The sequence below is a fragment of the Lysobacter lycopersici genome (assembly GCF_007556775.1).
GTDB classification, from domain to species: domain Bacteria; phylum Pseudomonadota; class Gammaproteobacteria; order Xanthomonadales; family Xanthomonadaceae; genus Pseudoluteimonas; species Pseudoluteimonas lycopersici.
Genome location: NZ_CP041742.1, coordinates 2546437 through 2565888 on the forward strand (window position 1 = coordinate 2546437; position 19452 = coordinate 2565888).

The 19452-nt window shown below is 66.8% G+C and carries 22 protein-coding genes and 1 tRNA gene; 13 read left to right on the forward strand and 10 right to left on the reverse strand.

The features are described 5' to 3' along the window. Positions 1-13 precede the first annotated feature (13 nt). The 5 genes from FNZ56_RS12560 to FNZ56_RS12580 all read left to right on the forward strand — a co-directional run bounded on the left by FNZ56_RS12560 (position 14) and on the right by FNZ56_RS12580 (position 5775). Positions 14-1855, forward strand: a complete 1842-nt coding sequence (locus FNZ56_RS12560) for a M4 family metallopeptidase (protein ID WP_221933306.1) — start codon at positions 14-16, stop codon at positions 1853-1855. Between the two features lie 183 nt (positions 1856-2038). Then, positions 2039-2686 carry a hypothetical protein gene (locus FNZ56_RS12565; protein ID WP_143880164.1) on the forward strand — a complete coding sequence of 216 codons (648 nt, stop codon included), beginning with the start codon at positions 2039-2041 and terminating at the stop codon, positions 2684-2686. Between the two features lie 157 nt (positions 2687-2843). After that, positions 2844-3389: a hypothetical protein gene (locus FNZ56_RS12570; RefSeq protein ID WP_143880165.1), complete on the forward strand. Its 546-nt coding sequence runs from the start codon at positions 2844-2846 to the stop codon at positions 3387-3389. A gap of 91 nt (positions 3390-3480) precedes the next feature. Next, positions 3481-4020 carry a hypothetical protein gene (locus tag FNZ56_RS12575; RefSeq protein WP_143880166.1) on the forward strand — a complete coding sequence of 180 codons (540 nt, stop codon included), beginning with the start codon at positions 3481-3483 and terminating at the stop codon, positions 4018-4020. Positions 4021-4227: 207 nt separating this feature from the next. Then, entirely contained in the window at positions 4228-5775 is a 1548-nt protein-coding gene (locus FNZ56_RS12580) for a M20/M25/M40 family metallo-hydrolase (protein WP_185970751.1), read from the forward strand. On the opposite strand, the gene FNZ56_RS12585 is transcribed toward FNZ56_RS12580, so the two are convergent. From FNZ56_RS12585 to wrbA, 4 genes are read right to left on the reverse strand one after another with little or no spacing between them, the layout of a single operon-like run. Beyond that, positions 5726-6214, reverse strand: a complete 489-nt coding sequence (locus tag FNZ56_RS12585) for an asparaginase domain-containing protein (protein ID WP_143880168.1) — start codon at positions 6212-6214, stop codon at positions 5726-5728. The two genes, FNZ56_RS12580 and FNZ56_RS12585, sit on opposite strands and share 50 nt — an antisense overlap. 20 nt (positions 6215-6234) lie before the next feature. Then, positions 6235-7815, reverse strand: a complete 1581-nt coding sequence (locus FNZ56_RS12590) for a tetratricopeptide repeat-containing sulfotransferase family protein (RefSeq protein ID WP_143880169.1) — start codon at positions 7813-7815, stop codon at positions 6235-6237. Then, the gene (locus FNZ56_RS12595; protein ID WP_143880170.1) at positions 7816-8145 is read right to left on the reverse strand and encodes a DUF2069 domain-containing protein; all 330 of its coding nucleotides are present in this window, start codon (positions 8143-8145) and stop codon (positions 7816-7818) included. Then, entirely contained in the window at positions 8142-8735 is a 594-nt protein-coding gene (gene wrbA / locus FNZ56_RS12600; protein ID WP_143880171.1) for an NAD(P)H:quinone oxidoreductase, read from the reverse strand. Before wrbA ends, FNZ56_RS12595 begins: the two co-directional genes overlap by 4 nt. A gap of 70 nt (positions 8736-8805) precedes the next feature. Here wrbA and FNZ56_RS12605 point away from each other — a divergent pair, with 70 nt between their 5' ends. The 4 genes from FNZ56_RS12605 to FNZ56_RS12620 all read left to right on the forward strand — a co-directional run bounded on the left by FNZ56_RS12605 (position 8806) and on the right by FNZ56_RS12620 (position 11556). Further along, complete coding sequence (locus FNZ56_RS12605; RefSeq protein WP_143880172.1) at positions 8806-10077, forward strand: YihY family inner membrane protein; 1272 nt, start codon at positions 8806-8808, stop codon at positions 10075-10077. Next, on the forward strand, positions 10074-10649 hold the full coding sequence (locus tag FNZ56_RS12610) for a TlpA family protein disulfide reductase (RefSeq protein WP_143880173.1): 576 nt from the start codon (positions 10074-10076) through the stop codon (positions 10647-10649). Before FNZ56_RS12605 ends, FNZ56_RS12610 begins: the two co-directional genes overlap by 4 nt. Before the next feature lie 4 nt (positions 10650-10653). Then, a complete protein-coding gene (locus FNZ56_RS12615) occupies positions 10654-10923 on the forward strand; it encodes an acylphosphatase (protein WP_143880174.1) in 270 nt (89 codons plus the stop codon). Between the two features lie 108 nt (positions 10924-11031). After that, on the forward strand, positions 11032-11556 hold the full coding sequence (locus tag FNZ56_RS12620) for a hypothetical protein (protein WP_143880175.1): 525 nt from the start codon (positions 11032-11034) through the stop codon (positions 11554-11556). Between the two features lie 48 nt (positions 11557-11604). Here FNZ56_RS12620 and ppk2 read toward each other — a convergent pair whose 3' ends face one another. The 6 genes from ppk2 to hemA all read right to left on the reverse strand — a co-directional run bounded on the left by ppk2 (position 11605) and on the right by hemA (position 16131). Continuing rightward, positions 11605-12384 (reverse strand): polyphosphate kinase 2, encoded by a 780-nt coding sequence (ppk2, locus tag FNZ56_RS12625; RefSeq protein WP_143880176.1) that lies wholly within the window; start codon positions 12382-12384, stop codon positions 11605-11607. Next, positions 12381-12713, reverse strand: coding sequence for a helix-turn-helix domain-containing protein (locus FNZ56_RS12630; protein ID WP_143880177.1), 333 nt, complete (start codon positions 12711-12713; stop codon positions 12381-12383). Before FNZ56_RS12630 ends, ppk2 begins: the two co-directional genes overlap by 4 nt. A gap of 3 nt (positions 12714-12716) precedes the next feature. After that, the gene (gene moaB / locus FNZ56_RS12635; RefSeq protein ID WP_143880178.1) at positions 12717-13235 is read right to left on the reverse strand and encodes a molybdenum cofactor biosynthesis protein B; all 519 of its coding nucleotides are present in this window, start codon (positions 13233-13235) and stop codon (positions 12717-12719) included. Between the two features lie 10 nt (positions 13236-13245). Continuing rightward, positions 13246-13695: a GNAT family N-acetyltransferase gene (locus tag FNZ56_RS12640; protein ID WP_143880179.1), complete on the reverse strand. Its 450-nt coding sequence runs from the start codon at positions 13693-13695 to the stop codon at positions 13246-13248. After that, complete coding sequence (gene prfA / locus FNZ56_RS12645) at positions 13692-14780, reverse strand: peptide chain release factor 1 (protein ID WP_143880180.1); 1089 nt, start codon at positions 14778-14780, stop codon at positions 13692-13694. The genes FNZ56_RS12640 and prfA overlap by 4 nt, the downstream gene beginning before the upstream one ends. A 61-nt stretch (positions 14781-14841) precedes the next feature. Then, the gene (gene hemA / locus FNZ56_RS12650; protein ID WP_143880181.1) at positions 14842-16131 is read right to left on the reverse strand and encodes a glutamyl-tRNA reductase; all 1290 of its coding nucleotides are present in this window, start codon (positions 16129-16131) and stop codon (positions 14842-14844) included. Positions 16132-16197: 66 nt separating this feature from the next. Between hemA and FNZ56_RS12655 the strand changes: the two genes are divergently transcribed. The 4 genes from FNZ56_RS12655 (at position 16198) to FNZ56_RS12670 (ending at position 19448) form a co-directional block, all read left to right on the forward strand. After that, the gene (locus FNZ56_RS12655; protein WP_143880182.1) at positions 16198-17871 is read left to right on the forward strand and encodes a tetratricopeptide repeat protein; all 1674 of its coding nucleotides are present in this window, start codon (positions 16198-16200) and stop codon (positions 17869-17871) included. Next, positions 17868-18509: a lipoprotein insertase outer membrane protein LolB gene (lolB, locus tag FNZ56_RS12660; RefSeq protein ID WP_143880183.1), complete on the forward strand. Its 642-nt coding sequence runs from the start codon at positions 17868-17870 to the stop codon at positions 18507-18509. The genes FNZ56_RS12655 and lolB overlap by 4 nt, the downstream gene beginning before the upstream one ends. After that, entirely contained in the window at positions 18506-19393 is an 888-nt protein-coding gene (gene ispE / locus FNZ56_RS12665) for a 4-(cytidine 5'-diphospho)-2-C-methyl-D-erythritol kinase (RefSeq protein WP_143880184.1), read from the forward strand. The genes lolB and ispE overlap by 4 nt, the downstream gene beginning before the upstream one ends. Continuing rightward, a tRNA-Gln gene (locus tag FNZ56_RS12670) sits at positions 19371-19448 on the forward strand. Before ispE ends, FNZ56_RS12670 begins: the two co-directional genes overlap by 23 nt. The last annotated feature ends 4 nt before the right edge of the window (positions 19449-19452 follow it).

Genomic DNA, 19452 nt, shown 5'->3' on the forward strand with positions numbered 1-19452 from the left:
GAGGGAAGTCCAGATGTCGCATCACATGCTTACGGGCGCGCGTCCGCGTGCGCTGGCGGTTGCCGTGACCCTTGCCTGCCTTGCGCCGGCCGCGATGGCGGCTGGTCGCCAGGACCTGCACCAGGCGAACCTTGCGCAGTTGCAGTCGCACTACAACAGCCTGGTGGCCGCCAAGGGCGTGTCGTCGATGGCGCATACCCGCCATGAACAGCTGATCGGCGCTGACGCCGACAGCCGACTGGTGCTGATGTACCGCGATACCAGCCATGGCGTGCGCAACACGCGCTACCAGCAGACCTTCCGCGGGATCCCGGTCTACGGCGAGAGCATCGTGGTGAGCGAGGATGCGGCCAGCGGCAAGCTGCGGACGCTGTTCGGTCGGCAGGTGACGGGGCTTTCGGCGGAGATCGCCGATGCGCCGTCGAAGGTGTTCAAGGGCCAGGCCTTGGCGATCGCCAAGCAGGCGGCGCTGGGCGCCCGGTTGGGCGCGATGCGGACGAGCAACGAGAAGTCGGAGTTGATGATCTACGTGGACGACGCCGGGCATGCGCACAAGGCGTACGTGGTGAACTTCTTCGCCGACAGTGCGCTGGCGGGCAACAAGCCGACGCGTCCTTACGTGATCGTGGATGCGGACAGCGGCAAGGTGCTGAAGCAGTGGGAGGGCCTGACCACGGCGCTGATCGGCACCGGCCCCGGCGGAAACGAGAAGACCGGGCAGTACGAATACGGCACCGACTACGGCTTCATGGACGTGACCCAGTCGGGCAGCACCTGCACGATGAACAACAGCGAGGTCAAGACGGTCGACCTCAACCACGGTACGTCCGGCTCGACCGCGTTCTCCTACACCTGCCCACGCCACACCGGCGACAGCGTGAACGGCGGCTACTCGCCGCTGAACGACGCGCACTACTTCGGCAGCGTGATCCAGAACATGTACAACGCCTACGTCGGCACCAATGCGCTGACGTTCCAGTTGGTGATGCGCGTGCACTACAGCACCAACTACGAGAACGCGTTCTGGGACGGCTCGACGATGAACTTCGGCGACGGCAGGAACACGTTCTACCCGCTGGTGAGCGTCGATGTCGCCGGCCACGAGGTCTCGCACGGATTCACCGAGCAGCATTCGGGCCTGTGCTACGCCAACGGCAGCGATTGCGGTGGCATGAACGAAGCTTATTCCGACATCGCGGGCGAGGCCGCCGAGTACTACTTCAAGGGCAGCAACGACTTCCTGGTGGGCGAGGAGATCTTCAAGGGCGCGTCGGGCCAGGCCCTGCGCTACATGTGCAACCCGCCGCAGGACGGCATTTCGATCGACAATGCCGCGGACATGACCCGCCGGATCAACCCGCACTACTCGTCGGGCGTGTACAACAAGGCGTTCTGCACCCTGGCCAAGACCAGCGGCTGGGATACGCCGAAGGCGTTCAAGATCTTCGCGCGCGCGAACGCCAACTACTGGACGGCGAGCAGTTCGTTCGACGATGGCGCCTGCGGCGTCAAGACCGCGGCCACCGACCTCGGTTACACCACCACCGACCAGGCCAATATCGACGCGGCCTTCAACGTGGTGGGCGTGAGCTGCTCCGGTGGTGGTACCAACACTCCGCCGGTGGCGAGCTTCACGATCAAGACCCAGGGCAAGTTCGTGCAGGTCACCAGCACGTCCACCGATTCGGACGGAACCATCGTTTCGGTGAAGTGGGATTCGGGCGACGGCAGGACCTCGACCAAGACCCCGCTCACCTACAAGTACGCCAGCTCCGGCACCTACACGGTGACGCTGACGGTGACCGACGACGACGGCGCGACCAACAGCACGAGCAAGTCGGTGACGATTCCGTAAGGCGCTGGCGGCCGGCGATTCTTCGCCGGCCGCCGATCCGATCCAACTCGTTACTGCTCCGCTTCGGACCCCGGCTTCGGCCGGGGTTCTTTTTCCGGGAATGACCGGTTCCGGTCGCGAATTGCGTAAAGTCGACATAGGATTCCCGCAATTCCCTTCTCCATCGCCACGATCGAGGCCGACATGCAAGAACCCAATGCTTCCCGTTCCTCCGTCCCCGCATCGTGGATCATCGCGGCCATCGCATGCGCGGTCGCGCTGGTGGCCATCACCTGGCTCGTCGCAGGCAGGAACAACGGCGGGCACGATCCCGACATGCAACAGTTGATGTCGCGCCTGGATGCCCTCGAATCGCGCAACCAGGGATCGCGCCCCAACCCGGGCGGTGCGTTGCCGGGCGGTCCCGCGGGAACGGGCGGTGCGAATGGTCCGTTGGGATCCGCGCTGGGTGGACAGATGATGACGCCCGAGCAGGCCGAAGCGCAGAACAAGGAACGCCTTCGCACCTTCGAATCGCGCTTCTCGCAGGAGCCCGCCGATCCGGCCGCGGCCAAGGTCGAGGACGACATGCTCAAGGGCATGACCGACAAGCAGCTCGCCGCCGCCGAGATCGTGCCGAAGGACCCCGACGTGCAGTGCCGGCAGGACACGTGCCGCATCGTCGCCAACTTCCGCAGCTCAAGCGATGCTTCCGACTGGGCGGTGCTGTACGTGACCCTGATGGGCGCGAACTACGTCACCAGCTCGCAGCCGGTGTTCGTTCGCAATGCGGACGGCAGCACGCAGATGCGCCTGTTCGCCAGCCGCAAACCGCCGCCGGGCAGCAAGTAATCGCGTTTAGGGAAACGACACCGACCCCGGCTCCGGCCGGGGTTTGTTTTTCCGGGCATCGGACGATTTGCGGCGATGGGTCCGACATGTCCGGTTTCGCCTTGGTTCTGCGCATAAGCGTATCGCTGGCGATCCGCCAGTCGCACGGGAAACCCACATGAAGGCGAGCAAACGAGCGATCCGGGCAATGGCGGTGTCGGGGATCGCGGGACTATTCCTGTTGCCCGGAGCCCGGGCCGCCGTCAGCGAGCGCTGGAACAACGTGAACGCGGCGCAGGCCTGCCAGCTCAGCATCCCGACGATCGATACCGTGGTCTCTCCGCGCGCGACCGGATTCCGCAACCCCGGGCCCAATGGTGCCTTCGTCATCTGCGGTGTTTCCAAGGATGCCGGCATCAGCACGGGAGTGAGCATTGCCCGTCTCTGGCTCACATCGACAGATGGCGCACAGCATTCCGTCACATGCACCGGAGTTGCCGGTGCCTCGGGGATCGAACCGCTGGTCTACATCACCAAGACGCACTCTGCAGTCGGTGCCAGCTATAGCATCATCGACTGGACCAGCGCGGACTTCGGCGGAGGTGGAGGCGGAGTCGACCCGATGCCGGGTACGGGCAACACGTTCTCGATCACCTGCAACCTTCCGCCGCAGGTGCAGATCGTCTTGGCCAGCGCCAAGTACTACGTCGACGTCGGAAACTGAGCCGGAGTACCGTACGGATATGTCCGGGCGGTGGAATGTTCCGCGTTCCCCGTAACATCCGGCAATCCAACCGGGACGGGAGATGCCCAGGATGAACGTGTCGTCGCGAGCAATGTTCGGAGCAATGGCCGCTGTTCTCGGCATCGGGTTTCCGGTCGCGACGAAAGCCGCAATCAGCAATCACTGGATCTATGTGAACGCGGCACAAGCCTGCCAACTGAGCATTCCGACCATCGATAGCGTCGTGGCGCCGCGCGCCACCGGGTTCCGCAACCCGGGCACGACCGGGGCCTTCGTCATTTGCGGTTTGACCAAGGACACGGAAGCCGGTACCGGTTTCATCTACGTGAATGTGTGGCTCAACTCCATGGATGGCGCGACACATGCCATCTCGTGTACCGGCGTGGCCGGCGCCATGGGGGTAGACCATGCGTTGCAGTACGTAACGAAGAATCTCGACGTGGGTTCCGCGTCCGACAACGTCATCGCATGGACCGCCGCGGATTTCGGCGGAACATCCGGTACCGAAATGAAAGGCGGCGATTACACGTTCTCGATTACCTGCAACCTGCCGCCGCAGGTGCAGATCGTCTCCGCGAACGCCAGCTACAACGTCTACATCGGCAGCTGAATCATCCGGATTTGGCCCGGTCGATGCGCCTTGGCTTCGGCTGGGATTGCCTGAAACGGCAAAGGTCGTGGACAGGGTCGGCATGTTCCCGCATTCGGTATCTCCGCTCCGCGACTGGTGGTAACGTCGACTCGTGAGGCGCACGGCGCGGGGTGGGGCATGAAGCGATTGCTTGGTGCATTCATGGTGCTTGCGGCGAGCGTGCCGATGGCGATGCTCGCGCGGAGCAGCGTGCGCGGATTCGCCGTCGCCTTGCCGCCGATCGGGCCGGTAAGCGCTTCACCGATGCAGGCACGAGAGGGGAAGATCGCCACTCGACTCGCGCGTGCCGCTGCATCCGATCGCAACATGACAGGCGCGGACGGACTCCGAAAACGCATGCCACTGCAATCGGGTGGCGCATCGTTCCATGCACGATCCGGGATCGATCGGCAGCTTGCTGCCTTGGGCCAGCCGGAGGATCCGTTCGCGCCCGTCTACGTGGTCACGTCGCGCAAGACCTACGACGGCATCCGTCATCTGGCGCGCACCAGCGTCGTCCGTCGCGACAGCATCGGTAACCAACTGGTCTTGTCCGAGATCCCGGAGCATCAGCTCGACGCGCTGGTCGGATACATCCACGAGCGGGAACGGCGCTGCGGCGGTTATTTCGCCTTCGATACGCGCGAACGGGCCGAGGCCTTCATCCGCGCGGATCGCTCGCGACAGGCGATCCAGCAGTCCACGCTCGCCGGCTACAGCCTCGACAACCAGGACACGGTGGACGCGTGGTTGCCGCAGGTCAGTGAACAGAACATCTACGACACCATCAACCAGCTGCAGGCGTACCAGAATCGCTACTACGCCAGCGCCACCGGCAAGTCGTCCGCGGAATGGATCCGCCGCCACTGGCAGGCGCTCGCTGCGGGGCGCGCCGACGTCAGCACCGAGCTGTTCACGGCGTGCGCGAACTGCAGCACCCAGCCTTCCGTGATCCTGACCATCCGCGGGATCGAACTGCCGAACGAGGTCGTGGTGCTCGGAGGGCACCTGGATTCGATCAACGCGAGCGATCGCAACAATCTCGCGCAGCGCGCGCCCGGGGCGGACGACGATGCTTCGGGCATCGCCACCCTGACCGAGGTGCTGCGCGTGGCCATGGCAAGCGGCTGGCACCCGAAGCGCACGGTGAAGTTCATGGGCTATGCAGCGGAGGAAGTCGGTCTGCGTGGCTCCGCGGCGATCGCGCAATCCTTCCGCAACGCCGGGACCAACGTGGTCGGCGTTCTGCAATTGGACATGACCAATTACAAGTCGGGTGCGGTCACGGACATGAAGCTGATCAGCGACTACTCCAACACCGATCTGAAGGCATTCTTCGTGCAGTTGTTCGATGGTTATCTCGCGCCCAGGGGATTCACCCGCAGCGCGGTGGCCTGCGGATACGCCTGCTCCGACCATGCATCATGGACTGCGGCGGGATATCCGGCGGCGATGATGTTCGAAGCCGGGGATCCGAACGGCGATTTCCCCTACATCCACACGACCCTGGACACGTTGTCGACGATGGGCGAGTCGGCCCGGAACAGCGTCAAGTTCGCGCAGTTCGGCCTGGCGTTCCTGGGCGAGACGGCGAAGACTTCATTGTGGGCGACCGCCGACTGCAGATTGCCGCCAAGGGCTTCACTGGCCGCTTCGGCCAACCTGCAGGCGTCGCCGGGCCTGATCAGTCCGTTGCCTCGAACCGGTTCGCATCCACGTTCTTCCTTACCTTGAGCGGATCCCAGATGCGGCCGTTCATGGCGATGTAGACGCCGGGCGGCAGTGACTGCACCGCGCCGACCGCGGTGCCGATGTTGAACTCGGCATCGGAGCCGCGGAAGCGCGCGGGATTCAGCGCGCCGGTGAGCACGATGGTCTTGCCGGGAATGGTCGCGAGCACCTTCGCGGTCTCGACCATGGTGTCGGTGCCGTGGGTGATCAGCACGTGGCTTTCGTCCTGCGCGGCGATGGTCGCGCGCAGCAGTTCGCGGTCGGCGGCGCCGATGTGCAGCGAATCCTTGCGGATCAGCGGGATCACCCGGAAGCGGAACGCGACGCCGAGTTCCTCGAGAATGCGGCCGATCTGCGGCTCGCCGACCTGGTAGTCCGACTTGTCGTCGAAGTACACCTTGTCGATGGTGCCGCCGGTGGTGACGATGAGCAGGTTGTCCATTCCCGCATTGTCGCGCGAATTCAAGTCGGCGGCAGCCCCAATGCCACCCGCAACGGGTCGAGCCGCGTGCCGTAACGGGCGGCGCGGGCTGTGTCGCCACGCAGCGGTTGCCGCACCTGCGCCGCGCTGGCGGTGCGCACGCTACGCCCGGCGCGGTGGAAATCGAGGCAGGCCGGGTCGAAGGCGAGGCCGCAGGCCGAAAGCAGTTCGCGCACGCGGGTCTCCGGATCGGCGATCAGGTCCTCGTAGCTGAGCAGGCGCACGCGCGCCGGATCGCGGGCACGGATCGCGTCCATCGCCCGTTCGCTGCCGCGCAGGCAGGCGGCGATGTCGTCGAAGTCGCAGGAAAAGTGCGGCAGCTGGTAGAACGGCTGGCGGTAGCACGACCACGCGGTTTCCAGCGGATCGCGCCGGGTTTCGAGCACGGTTGCGCCGGGCAGCATCGCGCGCAGCACGCCGGCGAGCTTCCAGTTCTCCGGCATCTTGTCGGTGAAGCGCGGCTTGCTCGAACGCCAGCGCGCGGTGCGCTGCAGGTAGTCGCGGCCCATGCGTTCCCAGTCGTCGGCGTTCGCATCCGCGACCCATTGCGGGAACGGTTTTCCGCGCCGCTTCGATTCGGCCTGGACGACGTCACCGAGGTCGGGCAGTTCGCTCGCGCCTTCCACTTCCGGATGCGCGGCGAGGATCTGTTCGAACAGGGTCGAACCTGAGCGCGGTAGGCCGACGATGAAGATGGCTTCGCGCCCGAGGTCGGGATCGCGCGCAGCGGGCAGCGACGCCGTCGCGGCCAGCATGGCATCGACGAAGCCTTCGAACGCGGCGCGGCTCCACGGTGCGCGTTTGCGAAGTCGCGCGTTCGCATCGCCCAGCGCGGAAAACGCCTCGCCGTAATGGCCCAGCGCTTCCTCGCCCGCCCCGAGTGCATAGGCCATGGCGATGCGGTCTTCCTCGCCGATGTCGCCGCGCGCGAGGTGCGTGCGCAACGCCGCGCAATCCCCGGCTGAAAGCGGCTGGCTCTTGATGTTCGCCAGCCCGCGCCAGGCATCGCCGCAAGCGGGGTGGAAGCGCAGCGCGGAGCGATACGACGCCGCGGCTTCGTCGAAGCGACCGAGGTGCAGCAGCGCGTCGCCGGCGAGGATGTGCGCGGGCAGGAATTCCGGCGCCAGCGCGCGGCAGTGTTGCAGCGCATCGAGCGCGGCCTCGCTGTCGCCGGCGAGTTGCAGGTTGCGGCCGAGGTTGAACCACGGCATCGGCTGGTCCGGCGCGAGCGTGCAGGCGCGGCGCCAGCTGGCGAAGGCGCCATCGCGATCGCCGTTCGCGATCGACGCATTGCCGAGGTCGGAGTGCAGCAGAGCGTCATCCGGATGCGCGGAAATCGCACCCCGCAGCATCGCCGTCGCTTCGCCCGCGCGCTGTTGGCGCAGGCGCAGGATCGCGCCGACGCGCAAGACTTCCGCGTGGCGCGGGAAACGCGTTCGCAATCCGGCGAGCAGGCGTTCGGCTTCGTCGAGGCGACCGTCGCGGATTGCGCGCGCCGTGGCCTGCAACGCGGCCACGGCGTCCGGCGCAAGGCCGGCCATGCGCAGGTCGTTCGCGGACATTCAGCGCTTCTTCGCGAAGCGTGCACGCAAGCCGGGCAGGCTGGCCGCGAACACGACGGCGAGGGAGAGCGCGAGCGCCCACCACGCGAACATGCGTTCCGGCGGCCGCGTCCACGCGACCATCACCGCATGCGAGAACCAGGCGAGGGCGAGCACGCCGGACCAGAAGCCCGCGGTGCGCCGGCTGGTCGCGACCGCGACCGCGCACAGCGTCGGCGGCAATGCGAACACCAGCATCGCTGCGACTGGATGCGCATCGCGCGCGAACCAGAATGCATACAGCGTGGCCAGCAGCAACAGTGCCACGATCAGGATGTTGCGCGCGTTCATGCCGAAAGCTTCGCCGCGAGCGTCGCCACGCGCCGGCCGAGCGAACGCGCGAGTTGCGCTTCCTCGTCCGTGGGTTGCGGTTCGTCGTGCACGCCGGCGACATGGCTGGCGCCATAGGGCGTGCCGCCGCTGCGGGTGGTGTTGAGCGCGGCTTCGGTGAACGGGATTCCCGCGACCACGCAACCGTGGTGCAGCAATGGCACGAGCATGGTGAGCAGGGTCGATTCCTGCCCGCCGTGCATGGTCGCGGTGGAAGTGAACACGCCGGCGGGCTTGCCGACCAGGGTGCCGCTTGCCCATTCGGCGCCGAGCGAATCGATGAAGTGCTTCATCGGCGCGGCCATGTTGCCGAAGCGGGTGGGGCTGCCGAGCAGCAGGCCCGCGCATTCGGCGAGGTCGCGTTTTTCGACATACGGCGCACCATCCTCGGGCTCGGGCGGCGCGGCGACCTCGGTGACGGGCGCCACCGGCGGCACCGTGCGCAGGCGCGCGGCCATGCCCTCCACCTCGCCGATGCCGCGCGCGATCTGCCGGGCCAGTTTCGCCACCGAACCGCCGCGGCTGTAGTAGAGCACCAGGATTTCGGGCATCGCGTCCTCCGTCGCGCAAGCATAGGCGATGCCGCGCCGCCATTGCGGGCCATGCGGTACCCTTCGGCCGATGGAGCCACTGGATTCCCTCTACCGCTGGGGCGACCGGCTGCGCGATCCGGCGCGGGCGAAGGCCTTCTTCCGTTTCCTCGGACGGCGTTTCCTCGACGACCGTCTGTTCGAGGCCGCGGGTGCGCTTTCGTACACCACGGTATTTGCGCTGGTGCCGCTGTCGCTGGTGGTGTTCGGCGTTCTCTCGGCGTTCCCGGCGTTCAAGGAATGGACCGGCGCGCTCACCGATTACATCTTCGCCAACTTCGTGCCGAGCGCCGCGGAGAGCCTCAAGGGCAACCTCGCGAGCATCACCGACAGGACCAAGACGCTCACGACCGCCGGCGTGATCGCCCTGATCGTGTCGCTGCTGATCACCCTGCACAGCGTCGAGGCCACCTTCAACCGCATCTGGCGGGTGAAGACCGCGCGGCCCAAGGTCGGGCGCTTCCTCGTGTACTGGACGGTACTCACGCTTGGCGGGTTGGTCGCGACCGCCAGCCTTGCCTTGTCCACGCGCTTCTTCGCGCTGGCGATTTTCGAGACCGCGCCGGGCCGCTGGCTGGAAGCCCTGATGCTGCGGCTCGCGCCGATGGCGATCGAACTGTTCGCCTTCGCCGCCATCTTCAAGGTCGTGCCGCACCGCACCGTGAAATGGCGGCATGCATTCGCCGGCGCGGCGCTGTCGGTGGTGCTGTTCGAACTCATGAAATGGGGCATCGGCCTGTACCTGGGCAGCTTCAACTCCTACCAGAAGATCTACGGCGCATTCGCCGCGGCGCCGGTCCTGCTGCTGTGGATCTACCTCGGCTGGAGCACGATTTTGTTCGGCGCTTCGTTCGCGTCCTCGATGTCGGCGTTCCGCTACCAGCCTGTGGCGATGCGCTTGCCGGTCGGCTACGAGTTGTACGGCCTGCTGCGCATGCTCGGGCGCTTCGCCGAGTTCCGCCAACGCGGGCGTGGCCTGCATAGCGACGAACTGCAGCAGCTGGAACCGATGCTTACCGACGCGCTGGTGCAGGAATTCCTCGGCGAACTGTGCGAAATCGGCTTGCTGAGTCGCGCCGAATCCGGCGAATGGCTGCTGTCGCGCGATCTCGACGACGTTTCCCTCGGCGAACTCTACGAAGCCTGCGGCTTGCGCGTGCCGGTGGCCGAGGCGCACCTGCCATGCCGCGACGACGAGCTCGGCGTCGCCGCGAGCGAAGCACTGGACCGGTTGCGCATGCCCTTGCGCGAATTGTTGAAGCGCAAGGTGTCCACGCTTTACGAAGAGAAGGCCTCCCCATGATCCGTTCCACCGCGTTGCGCCTGTGCTTGCCATTGCTGTTCGCCGTGATCGTCCTCCCCGGTTGCAAGCGCGAACAACCGCAGCCGGCACCGAAGCCAACGGCACCCGTCGCGAGCACGCCGAAACCGGCGGCACCCGCGAACGTGGATTTCCCCACGCTCAAGCTCACGACCGTCGACGGCAAGGCCTGGGACCTCGCCGCGCAACGCGGGCAGTGGGTGGTGGTGAACTTCTGGGCGACCTGGTGCGGGCCGTGCCTGAAGGAAATGCCGGAGCTGTCCGCGCTCGATGCGATGCGCGAACACGTCGAGGTGATCGGCCTCGACTACGAGGACATCGAGCCGGATGCGTTGAAGGCGTTCCTCAAGCAGCATCCAGTGGTGTATCCGATCGCGATCGTGGACGTGTACGACCCGCCCAAGGATTTCGAAGCGCCGCGCGGACTTCCCAACACGTACCTCATCGCGCCGGACGGCAAGGTCGCCAGGCGTTTCCTGGGCCCGATCACGGCGAAGGACATCGACGATGCCATCGCCAAGGCCGGTGGTCCGCCCTTGCCGAAAGCCGGTTGATGCGATGCCCGCCGCGCGTTTCCTCGTCGGCGGCAAGGTGCAGGGCGTGTTCTTCCGTGCCTCGACCCGCGAGCAGGCGTTGAAGCTCGGTCTATCCGGTTACGCGAAGAATTTGCCGGATGGCCGGGTCGAAGTGCTGGCGGAAGGCGACGCCGCCGCGCTCGATGCGCTGGAACGCTGGCTGCACGTCGGTCCGCCGATGGCGAGGGTGGGTGCGGTCGAGCGCACAGATGCCGTGGAACGCGGGTCGGAGCAAGCGTTCGGGATCCGATAGGGTCGCACGCTCAGGCAAGCATGAACTCGCCATGCGGTTTTTGGCCGGCGCCATCCGTTAACTGCGTTTTCCGAGGCAGGCACTGTTGCCTGACCGAGGAACCGTCCCATGCGTTGTACAACTCTTCTGTCCGGAATCTCGATTTTGGCGCTTGGCATAACCCTTAGCCTGCCGGCCGATGCCGTGACACAGGCACGCAGGATTCGAGCCCAAGCCGGGCAGGCGTGCCAGCTCAGCATTCCGACCACGGATACCAAGGTACGACCGAAAGCCACCGGGTTCCGCAACGAGGGGACCACGAACGCCTTCGTGATCTGCGGTTTCCCGACTCCTGACGGCGATCTCACTGCATTCGTCTTGAATTTCCAGCCCCTGGATACTGTCGATCACCCGATAAGTTGCACGGGCGTGAACGGCAGTGCTTTCAGCAACCCTGTCTATGTCACGAAGAACGCGTCCACCGGAGCGAACCCGAGCGGCGGCAGCAGCCTGACCTGGGATGCGTCGGATTTCGGTGGGACGGCCGGCAGCAACCTGCCGGGAAGCGGGTACTTTTCCGTGACATGCGTCTTGCCCGGCCAAGCCACAATTCCCAGCGGATACGCAGACTACAACGAAGACGTCGGCGCCTGAGCCATCTTCGAAAATGACTTGCACGGCGCCCGGCACTTGCCGGGCGTTTCAGTTTTCGCCGAACGAGGCAATCGGCTTCAACACGCCGTAGCGTTCCTTCTGCGGCTTGCCGACCAGTGGTGGCAGCACGATCCCCGTTTCGGGCACGGACGTGTCCGGCAAGCGATCCAGCAGGTTGCGGATCAAGGTGAGTCGGCCGCGTTTCTGGTCGTTGAAATCGACCAATGTCCACGGCGCGAACTTCGTGTGCGTGGCCTTCAGCATCGTCTCGCGCGCACGGGTATAGGCCGCGTACTGCTTGCGCGCCTCGAGGTCGATGGGCGAGAGCTTCCAGCCCTTGAGCGGATCGTCGAGGCGTTCGGCGAAACGCTTTTCCTGCTGCGCCTGGTCGCAGCACAGCCAGTACTTGAATAGCAGGATGCCGTCGTCGACCAGTTGCTTCTCGAACTGCGGCGCCTGCTGCAGGAACGCCTTCACCTGCGCGTCGCTGGCGAAACCCATCACCTTCTCGACGCCCGCGCGGTTGTACCAACTGCGGTCGAACAGCAGGATTTCGCCGGCCGCGGGCAGTTGCGCCGCGTAGCGCTGGAAGTACCACTCGGTCTTCTCGCGTTCGTCCGGCTTGGGCAGCGCGGCGACCCGGCACTGGCGCGGGTTGAGGTGTTCGCGGATCGCATCGATCGCGCCGCCCTTGCCGGCGGTATCGCGGCCTTCGAATACCACGACCAGGCGCTTGCCTTCGTGCTGCACCCACCGCGCCATGCCGGCAAGTTCGACCTGCATCGGTTCCAGCAGCTTTTCGTATTCCTTGCGCTTGAGCTTGCTCACTTGCGCGAAGCCTTCGGCTGCATGCTGCGCGCGACTTCGAGCAAAGCGCCCTGTTGCTTCGTGTTGAGCCGGCGATAGGCGGCGAGCAATTCGTGTTCGCCCTTGGTGCGCGCGGGATCGAGCGTGCTCGCCAGTTCGCCGAGCAGCGCGCCGGCCGGCACGCCGAAAGTGCGGGCGAGCGCATCGATCTGCTCCTTGCCCGGGATCTTGTCACCCTTCAGCCAGGCGCTGACGGTGTTGACGCCGGCCTTGGGAATCGCGGTGGCGAGGTCGGTGGCGGTGAGGCCGGTGGCTTTCGTCAGCAAGCGCAATGTGGTGTCGAGCGACATGCGTCACTCCTTCAGGCGAGGGCGAAGGTTGGCGAGGTTGCAGGGCTTGGTGCGCGCGTCGAGTTGCGCGCTGATGATCTTTTCCCACGCGGTGCGGCAGGCCGAGGTCGAACCGGGCAGGGCGAACACGAAGGTGGCGTTGGCGAGCCCTGCGAACGCGCGCGACTGCAAGGTGCTGGTGCCGATCTCCTCGAAGCTGAGTGCGCGGAACAGCTCGCCGAAGCCGGGCATTTCCTTGTCCAGCAGCGGAAGCAGCGCCTCGGGCGTGGAATCGCGGCCAGTGAAGCCGGTGCCACCGGTGACGATCACGCCATCGACCGCGGCGTCCGCGATCCAGCGCGAGACGATCGCGCGTAAGGCATAGCGATCGTCGCGGCTGATCGCGCGTTCGTGCAGGCGATGGCCGGCCTCGCGCAAGGCATCGCAGAGGTAATCGCCGGAGGTGTCGTTCTCGGCCGTACGCGTGTCGGACACGGTGAGCACGCACAGGGACAAGGGTTTGAATTCGGAGGCAGCGGTCATGCGGCCTAGCCTACTCCAGCGGGAGCGAATACCACTGGCTCGCGTCCTCGTTCCAGCCGGCGGCGCGGTACAACGCGCGCGCCGGACCGTTGTCGCGGGTCGTTTCCAGCATCAGCCCGGCGGCGCCCTGCTCGTGCGCGAACGCGGCCGCGGCATCGAGCAAGGCGCGGGCCACGCCCTGCCGGCGCGCGGAATCCGCGACGAACAGGTCGTTGAGCAGCCAGAGCCGCGCGGTGCGTACCGAGGAAAACAGCGGGTAGAGATGGGCGAATCCCAGCACGTCGCCGTCGCGTTCGGCCAGCAGCAGCGCCGATTCGCCGCGGGTGTGGCGTTCGCGCAGGAAGGCATCGGCGCGCGCGACATCCGATGGTTGGCCGTAGAACGAACGATAGGCGTCGAACAGCGGCGCGACGCGGGCGATGTCGTCGTCGCCAGCGCGGCGGGTCGTGAAATCGTTCATGCGGAATCTCCCGTCAGCCGCGCCAGCTCGTCGGCCTGGTGTTCGCGGGTCAGGCGATCGATCAGTTCGTCCAGGCTGCCGTCGATGATGTTGGTCAGGTCGTACAGGGTCAGGCCCTCGACGCGGTGGTCGGTGACCTGGTTGTCCTTGTAGCGATAGGTGCGGATGCGCTGGCTGCGGTCGCCGCTGCCGACTTGCAGTTTTCGGGTTTGCGCTTCCGCCGCTTGCTGCTTGCCGATTTCCGCATCGAGTAGCATGGCCTTCAGGCGATTCATCGCCTTGTCGCGATTCGCGTGTTGCGAACGCTCGGTCTGGTTCTCGACCACGATGCCGCTTGGCACATGGGTGATGCGGATCGCCGATTCGGTCTTGTTGACGTGCTGGCCACCGGCGCCGGAAGAACGAAACGTATCGATCTTCAGATCCGCCGGATTGACGGCGATGTCATCGACTTCCTCGGCTTCTGGAATGATGGCCACGGTCGCGGTCGATGTGTGGATGCGGCCCTGGGCTTCGGTGACCGGGACGCGCTTCACGCAATGCGTGCCGGATTCGAACTTGAGTTTCGAATACGCGCCGCGGCCCTCGATCCGCACGACCGCTTCCTTGTAGCCGCCGTGTTCGCCGGGATTCGCCGATTCGAGTTCGACCTTCCAGCCCTGGCGCTCGGCGTAGCGCGTGTACATGCGCAGCAGGTCGCCGGCGAAGATCGCGGCTTCGTCGCCGCCGGCGCCGGCGCGTACTTCCAGGTACAGGCCGCCTTCGTCGCGAACATCCTTCGGCACCAGTTGCGCGAGCAGTTCGGCTTCCAGTTCCTGCAGGCGCAACGTCGCGGCGCCGATCTCGTCATCGGCCAGCTCGCGCAGTTCCGGATCGCCGCGCATCGCCTCGGCCGCGGCGAGGTCGGCGCGGGCGCGCGCTTCGGCGGCGAGCGCGGTCGCGACCGGCTCGAGCTGGGCGAATTCGCGAGAGAACGCGCGGAAGCGATCGTTGTCCGCGATCGTTTCGGGGTCTGCGAGCAGGCGTTCGAGTTCGTCGCGCCGTTCGGCCAGGGCTTCGAGTTTGCGGCGCAGGGTTGGTTGCATGGGAGGAGAAGTGAGACGTGAGACGAAAGACGTAACAGCGAAATCCCGCGAAAGATCGTCGCTAACGTTCGGCTTCATCCAATCCCGAGTCCCCAGTCCCGAATCCCGGCTCTTCCGGGAACAATTTCTCGGCCGCGCGCGCGAGTTCCGAATCGCCGGACAGGGCGGCGTTGCGCAGGGCCGCGGTTGGCGCGTGCAGCAGGCGATTGGTCAGCGTGTGAGCCAAGTAATCGAGCACCGCGTGCGGATCGCCGCCGGCGGCGAGTTGCTGCTTCGCCTTCGCCAGCACGTCGGCGCTGTTGCGTTCCCCGTGCGCGCGCAGGCGTTTGAGCGGCGCGAGGCCGGCCTCGGCGCCACTGGTTTCGAGGAAGCGCGCGACCTGCAGTTCGATGATGGCTTCGGCCGCGTCCGCGGCTTCGCGCCGGCTGCGGCGGTTGTCCTCGACCACGCGCTGCAGATCGTCGACGGTGTAGACGAAGACGTCGCGCAGGCCGGCGACGTCGGCGGCGATGTCGCGCGGCACCGCGAGGTCGAGCAGCAGCATCGGCCGGTGCCGGCGGCGGGCGAGGGCGGCTTCGACCTGTGCGCGATGCAGCACAGGCTCACGGCTGGCGGTCGCCGAGAACACGATGTCGGCTTCGGCGAGGTGGCGCTCGAGTTCGTCCAGCGGCAACGCGATGCCGCCGTGGCGGCTGGCGAGTTGCTGTGCGTGCGCGAGCGTGCGGTTCGCGACCAACAGGCGTTTCGCACCGGCCTGCACCAGGTGGCGCGCGACCAGTTCGATGGTTTCGCCGGCGCCGATCAGCAGAATGCTGGCATCGGCGGGACGGGCGAAGGATTCCTGCGCCAGCCGCACCGCGGCCGAAGCGACCGAGACCGGGTTCGCGCCGATGCGGGTTTCGCTGCGCGCGCGCTTGGCGGTGGCGAAGGCCTGCTGGAACAAGCGGTCGAGGCGGTTGCCGAGCGTGCCGGCGCCGCGCGCCGCGCTCCAGGCCTGCTTCACCTGGCCGAGGATCTGCGGTTCGCCCAGCACCAGCGAATCCAGCCCGGCCGAAACCCGGAACAGGTGGCGCGCCGCTTCGCCGTCGCTGTGCCGATAGAGGTAGGCGTGGAGATCGCCGCTGCTGTCGGGATGCGTTGCCAGCCAATCGGACAGCGCGCTGCCGTCATCGTCGGCGTAGGCGTAGAGCTCGGTGCGGTTGCAGGTGGAGAGCAGGGCCACTTCCCGCACCTGCGGTAGCGCCTGCAGCGCGGACAGGGCCGGGGCGAGCATGTCGGGATCGAACGCCACCCGTTCGCGCAGGTCGACCGGCGCGGTCTGGTGGTTGATGCCGAGTGCGAACAGTCTCATCCGTTCAGGTGCTTGCGCTAAGCTCTTGCGCGAGAAGGCCGTCATTTTACGGCCCAGCCCGCACCGATGCCCGCAACCCGGCGTTCCCTCCGCCTTTCCGCATCGATCGCCGCCTGCGCCGCCCTGTTGTCCTGGGCGGTTGCCGCGGCCCCGGCCAAGCCGGACGATGCGATGACCCAGACCCTGGCCGGCGAGTTCGCGCTGCAGGCTGGCGACATCGATTCGGCCGCCCGCTGGTACCTGCAGGCCGCGCGCAGCGCCAGCGGCGACGCCGGCCTCGCCGAACGCGCGACCCGCATCGCGCTGTTGGCGAACGACAGCCGCATCGCCGCCGATGCGCTCGACCTCTGGCGCAAGCGCGCGCCGCGGACGCTGGGCATGCGCGGGGCCGAAGCCACGCTGGCCATGCGCCAGGGCAAGACCGGCGATGCACTGCGCGGGATCGAATCGCTGCTGCGCGATCCCGGCAAGGATGGCTGGCGTTACGCCTTGGGCGCGCTCGACGGCGGCAAGGACGACAAGCGCGCAGCGAAGGTGCTCGGATCGATCATCGACGACGGCGCGATTCCGCAGAACCTGCAGGCATGGCTGGCGTTCGGCGGTTTCGCCCAGCGCATCGGCTCGCCGGCGCTGGCCGAGCGCATCGTCGGCGAAGTCGTTCGCCGGTTCCCCGGCGAACCGCGCGTGGCCCTGCTGCGCGCGGCGCAATTGCGCGAGGCGGGCAAGCCCGACGACGCACGCAAGGTGCTGGCCGAGGCCTCCGATGCGGCCCTGCTGTTGCCCGACCTGCGCCTTGGCCTCGCCGCCGAATACGATGCGCTGGGCGATCCGGTCGCCGCAGCGGGCGTGATGGCGAAGGGTCCGCAGGACGAGGACAGCTACGCGGTGCGCGCCGCGCTGCTCGACAAGGCCGGCGACAAGGCCGCGCTCGGCGCGCTGTACGACGAGCTGAAACGCGATGCGACCCGGCCCGATCCCGCGCGTTTCATGCTGCTCGGGCAGATCGCCGAATCGCTGGAACGCAACGAGGAAGCGCTGACCTGGTACCGCAGCGTGCCCGGTGGCGAACAACGCTGGCCGGCACGGATCCGTTCGGATTACGTACTGCACGAACTCAAGCGCGGCACCGAAGCCTACTCCGACCTGCGCGCGATCCAGGCCGATGCCTCGGCCGACGACGATGCCCGCCGCGGCGCCTACCTCGCCGAAGCGGAACTGAAGGCGAAGGATCACGACGATGCGGCCGAGCAGGACGCGTATGCGCGCGGGCTCGGCGCGTTCCCCGACGATCCCGCGTTGCTGTACGCGCGTTCGCTGAGCTGGGAGCGCCGCGACGACATCGCCAAGGCCGAGGCCGACTTGCGCCGCATCCTCGTCGCCGAACCCGACAACGTCGCCGCGCTCAACGCGCTCGGCTACACGCTCGCGGACCGCACCACGCGCTACCGCGAGGCGCTGGCGCTGATCGACCGCGCGCGCGCCGCGGACCCGGACAATGCCGCGATCATCGACAGCTATGGCTGGGTGTTGTATCGCCTCGGCCGCAACGGCGAGGCGCTGACCGAATTGCGTCGTGCGTTCGGCTTGCAGAAGGATCCGGAAATCGCCGCGCACCTCGGCGAGGTGTTGTGGGTGCAGGGCGAGAAGGACGAGGCGCGCCGCTTCTTCGACGAATCGAAGCGCCTGCAGCCCGACGACAACCGCGCCCTGCAACGCGCGCTGGAAAAGACCGGCGCATGAAGCTGTTTCGCCTGTTCGCCATCGTCGTGGCCGCATCGCTGGCGTCGGCCTGCGCGATGCATCCGGTCAAGCAATCCGTGTCGGTCGGATCGCCCACCTGTGCATCGTCGAACGAGTGCGCCGAAGCACGCGAAGCTGCGGTCTGGAATGCGAATGTGTGGTCGTTGGCGGGGCGCATTGCGGTGAGCAATGGTCGCGACGGCGGCAGCGGGCGCATCGAGTGGTCGGAGGACGACGAATTTTTCAGCGTCGTGTTCAGTGCGCCAATCACCAGGCAGAGTTGGCGGCTCTCCATGGACGAGACAGGCGCGACTCTTACGGGCCTGAAAGGTGGTCCGCGCACCGGCAACGATCCGACTGCCCTGGTGCGCGAGGCGACCGGCTGGGAGATTCCGATCGACGCCATGACGGCTTGGGTGCGTGGCGTGCCTGCATCGGAAGCGACGCCTGCGGCCACGCAATACGACGCCCTCGGTCGCCTCAGCCATCTTGAGGAGGATGGCTGGGTCATCGATTACGGTTGGCCGGACGCGCCGACAACAAATCCTGTGATGCCTTCGCGCATCGAGGCTGTCCGGGGCACGGCCAAGGTTCGGCTGGTGGTCGACGCCTGGACCCTCGGCGCCGGCGCGCCATGAACGGCGAGGCTGGCTGGTCGGCCTGGCCGGCGCCGGCCAAGCTCAACCTGTTCCTCCGCATCACCGGCCGCCGGGCCGACGGTTACCACGATCTGCAATCGGTGTTCCGGCTGCTGGACTGGGGCGACCGTCTCCGCTTGCGGGTTCGCGACGATGGCGAAATCCGCCGACACGGGGCTTCGGTCGAAGGTGTCGCCGAAGCCGACGATCTCGCCGTTCGTGCGGCGAAAGCCCTGCAGCAGGATACAAATATCGGCAAAGGTGCTGACATCATCGTCGAAAAGTCGATTCCGGCAGGTGCTGGCTTCGGTGGCGGTTCCTCCGATGCCGCGACCGTGCTGCTGGCCCTGAACCGGCTCTGGGGTCTGGACTGGGATTCCGACCGGCTTGCCGCGCTGGGCCTGGCCTTGGGGGCGGACGTCCCGGTGTTCGTACGCGGGCACAACGCCTGGGCCGAGGGGGTTGGCGAACACCTGCTCCCGCTGGACCTGCCGCCGGCCTGGTACCTGCTCCTCGCCCCGGGGATCCACGTCCGCACCGGGGAATTGTTCCAAGCGCCTGAATTGACGCGCGATTCCGCGCCCGCGACAATATCCGACTTCGTTTCGGGAGCAGTGCTCGACAATGCGTTCGAGCCGGTGCTGCGCCGCCGCGAGCCCGCCGTCGAGGCGGCGTTCGCGATGCTGGCGCGGATCGGTCGGCCGCGATTGACGGGCACGGGCAGCGGCTGCTTCGTCGAGTTCGCCACGCGCGCACTTGCCGAAGACGCGCTCGCGAACCTGCCACCGGGCTCGAAGGCCTGGATCGCGGCGGGTGCGGCGCGTTCGCCGATGCTCGACGCACTCGAGGCGAAGCCACTGCAGGGGCGTCGCCAAGAGGCCTAAGGCACCGGGTTTTGATCCCGGCATTTCGCAGGTTCGAATCCTGCCGCCCCTGCCAACTT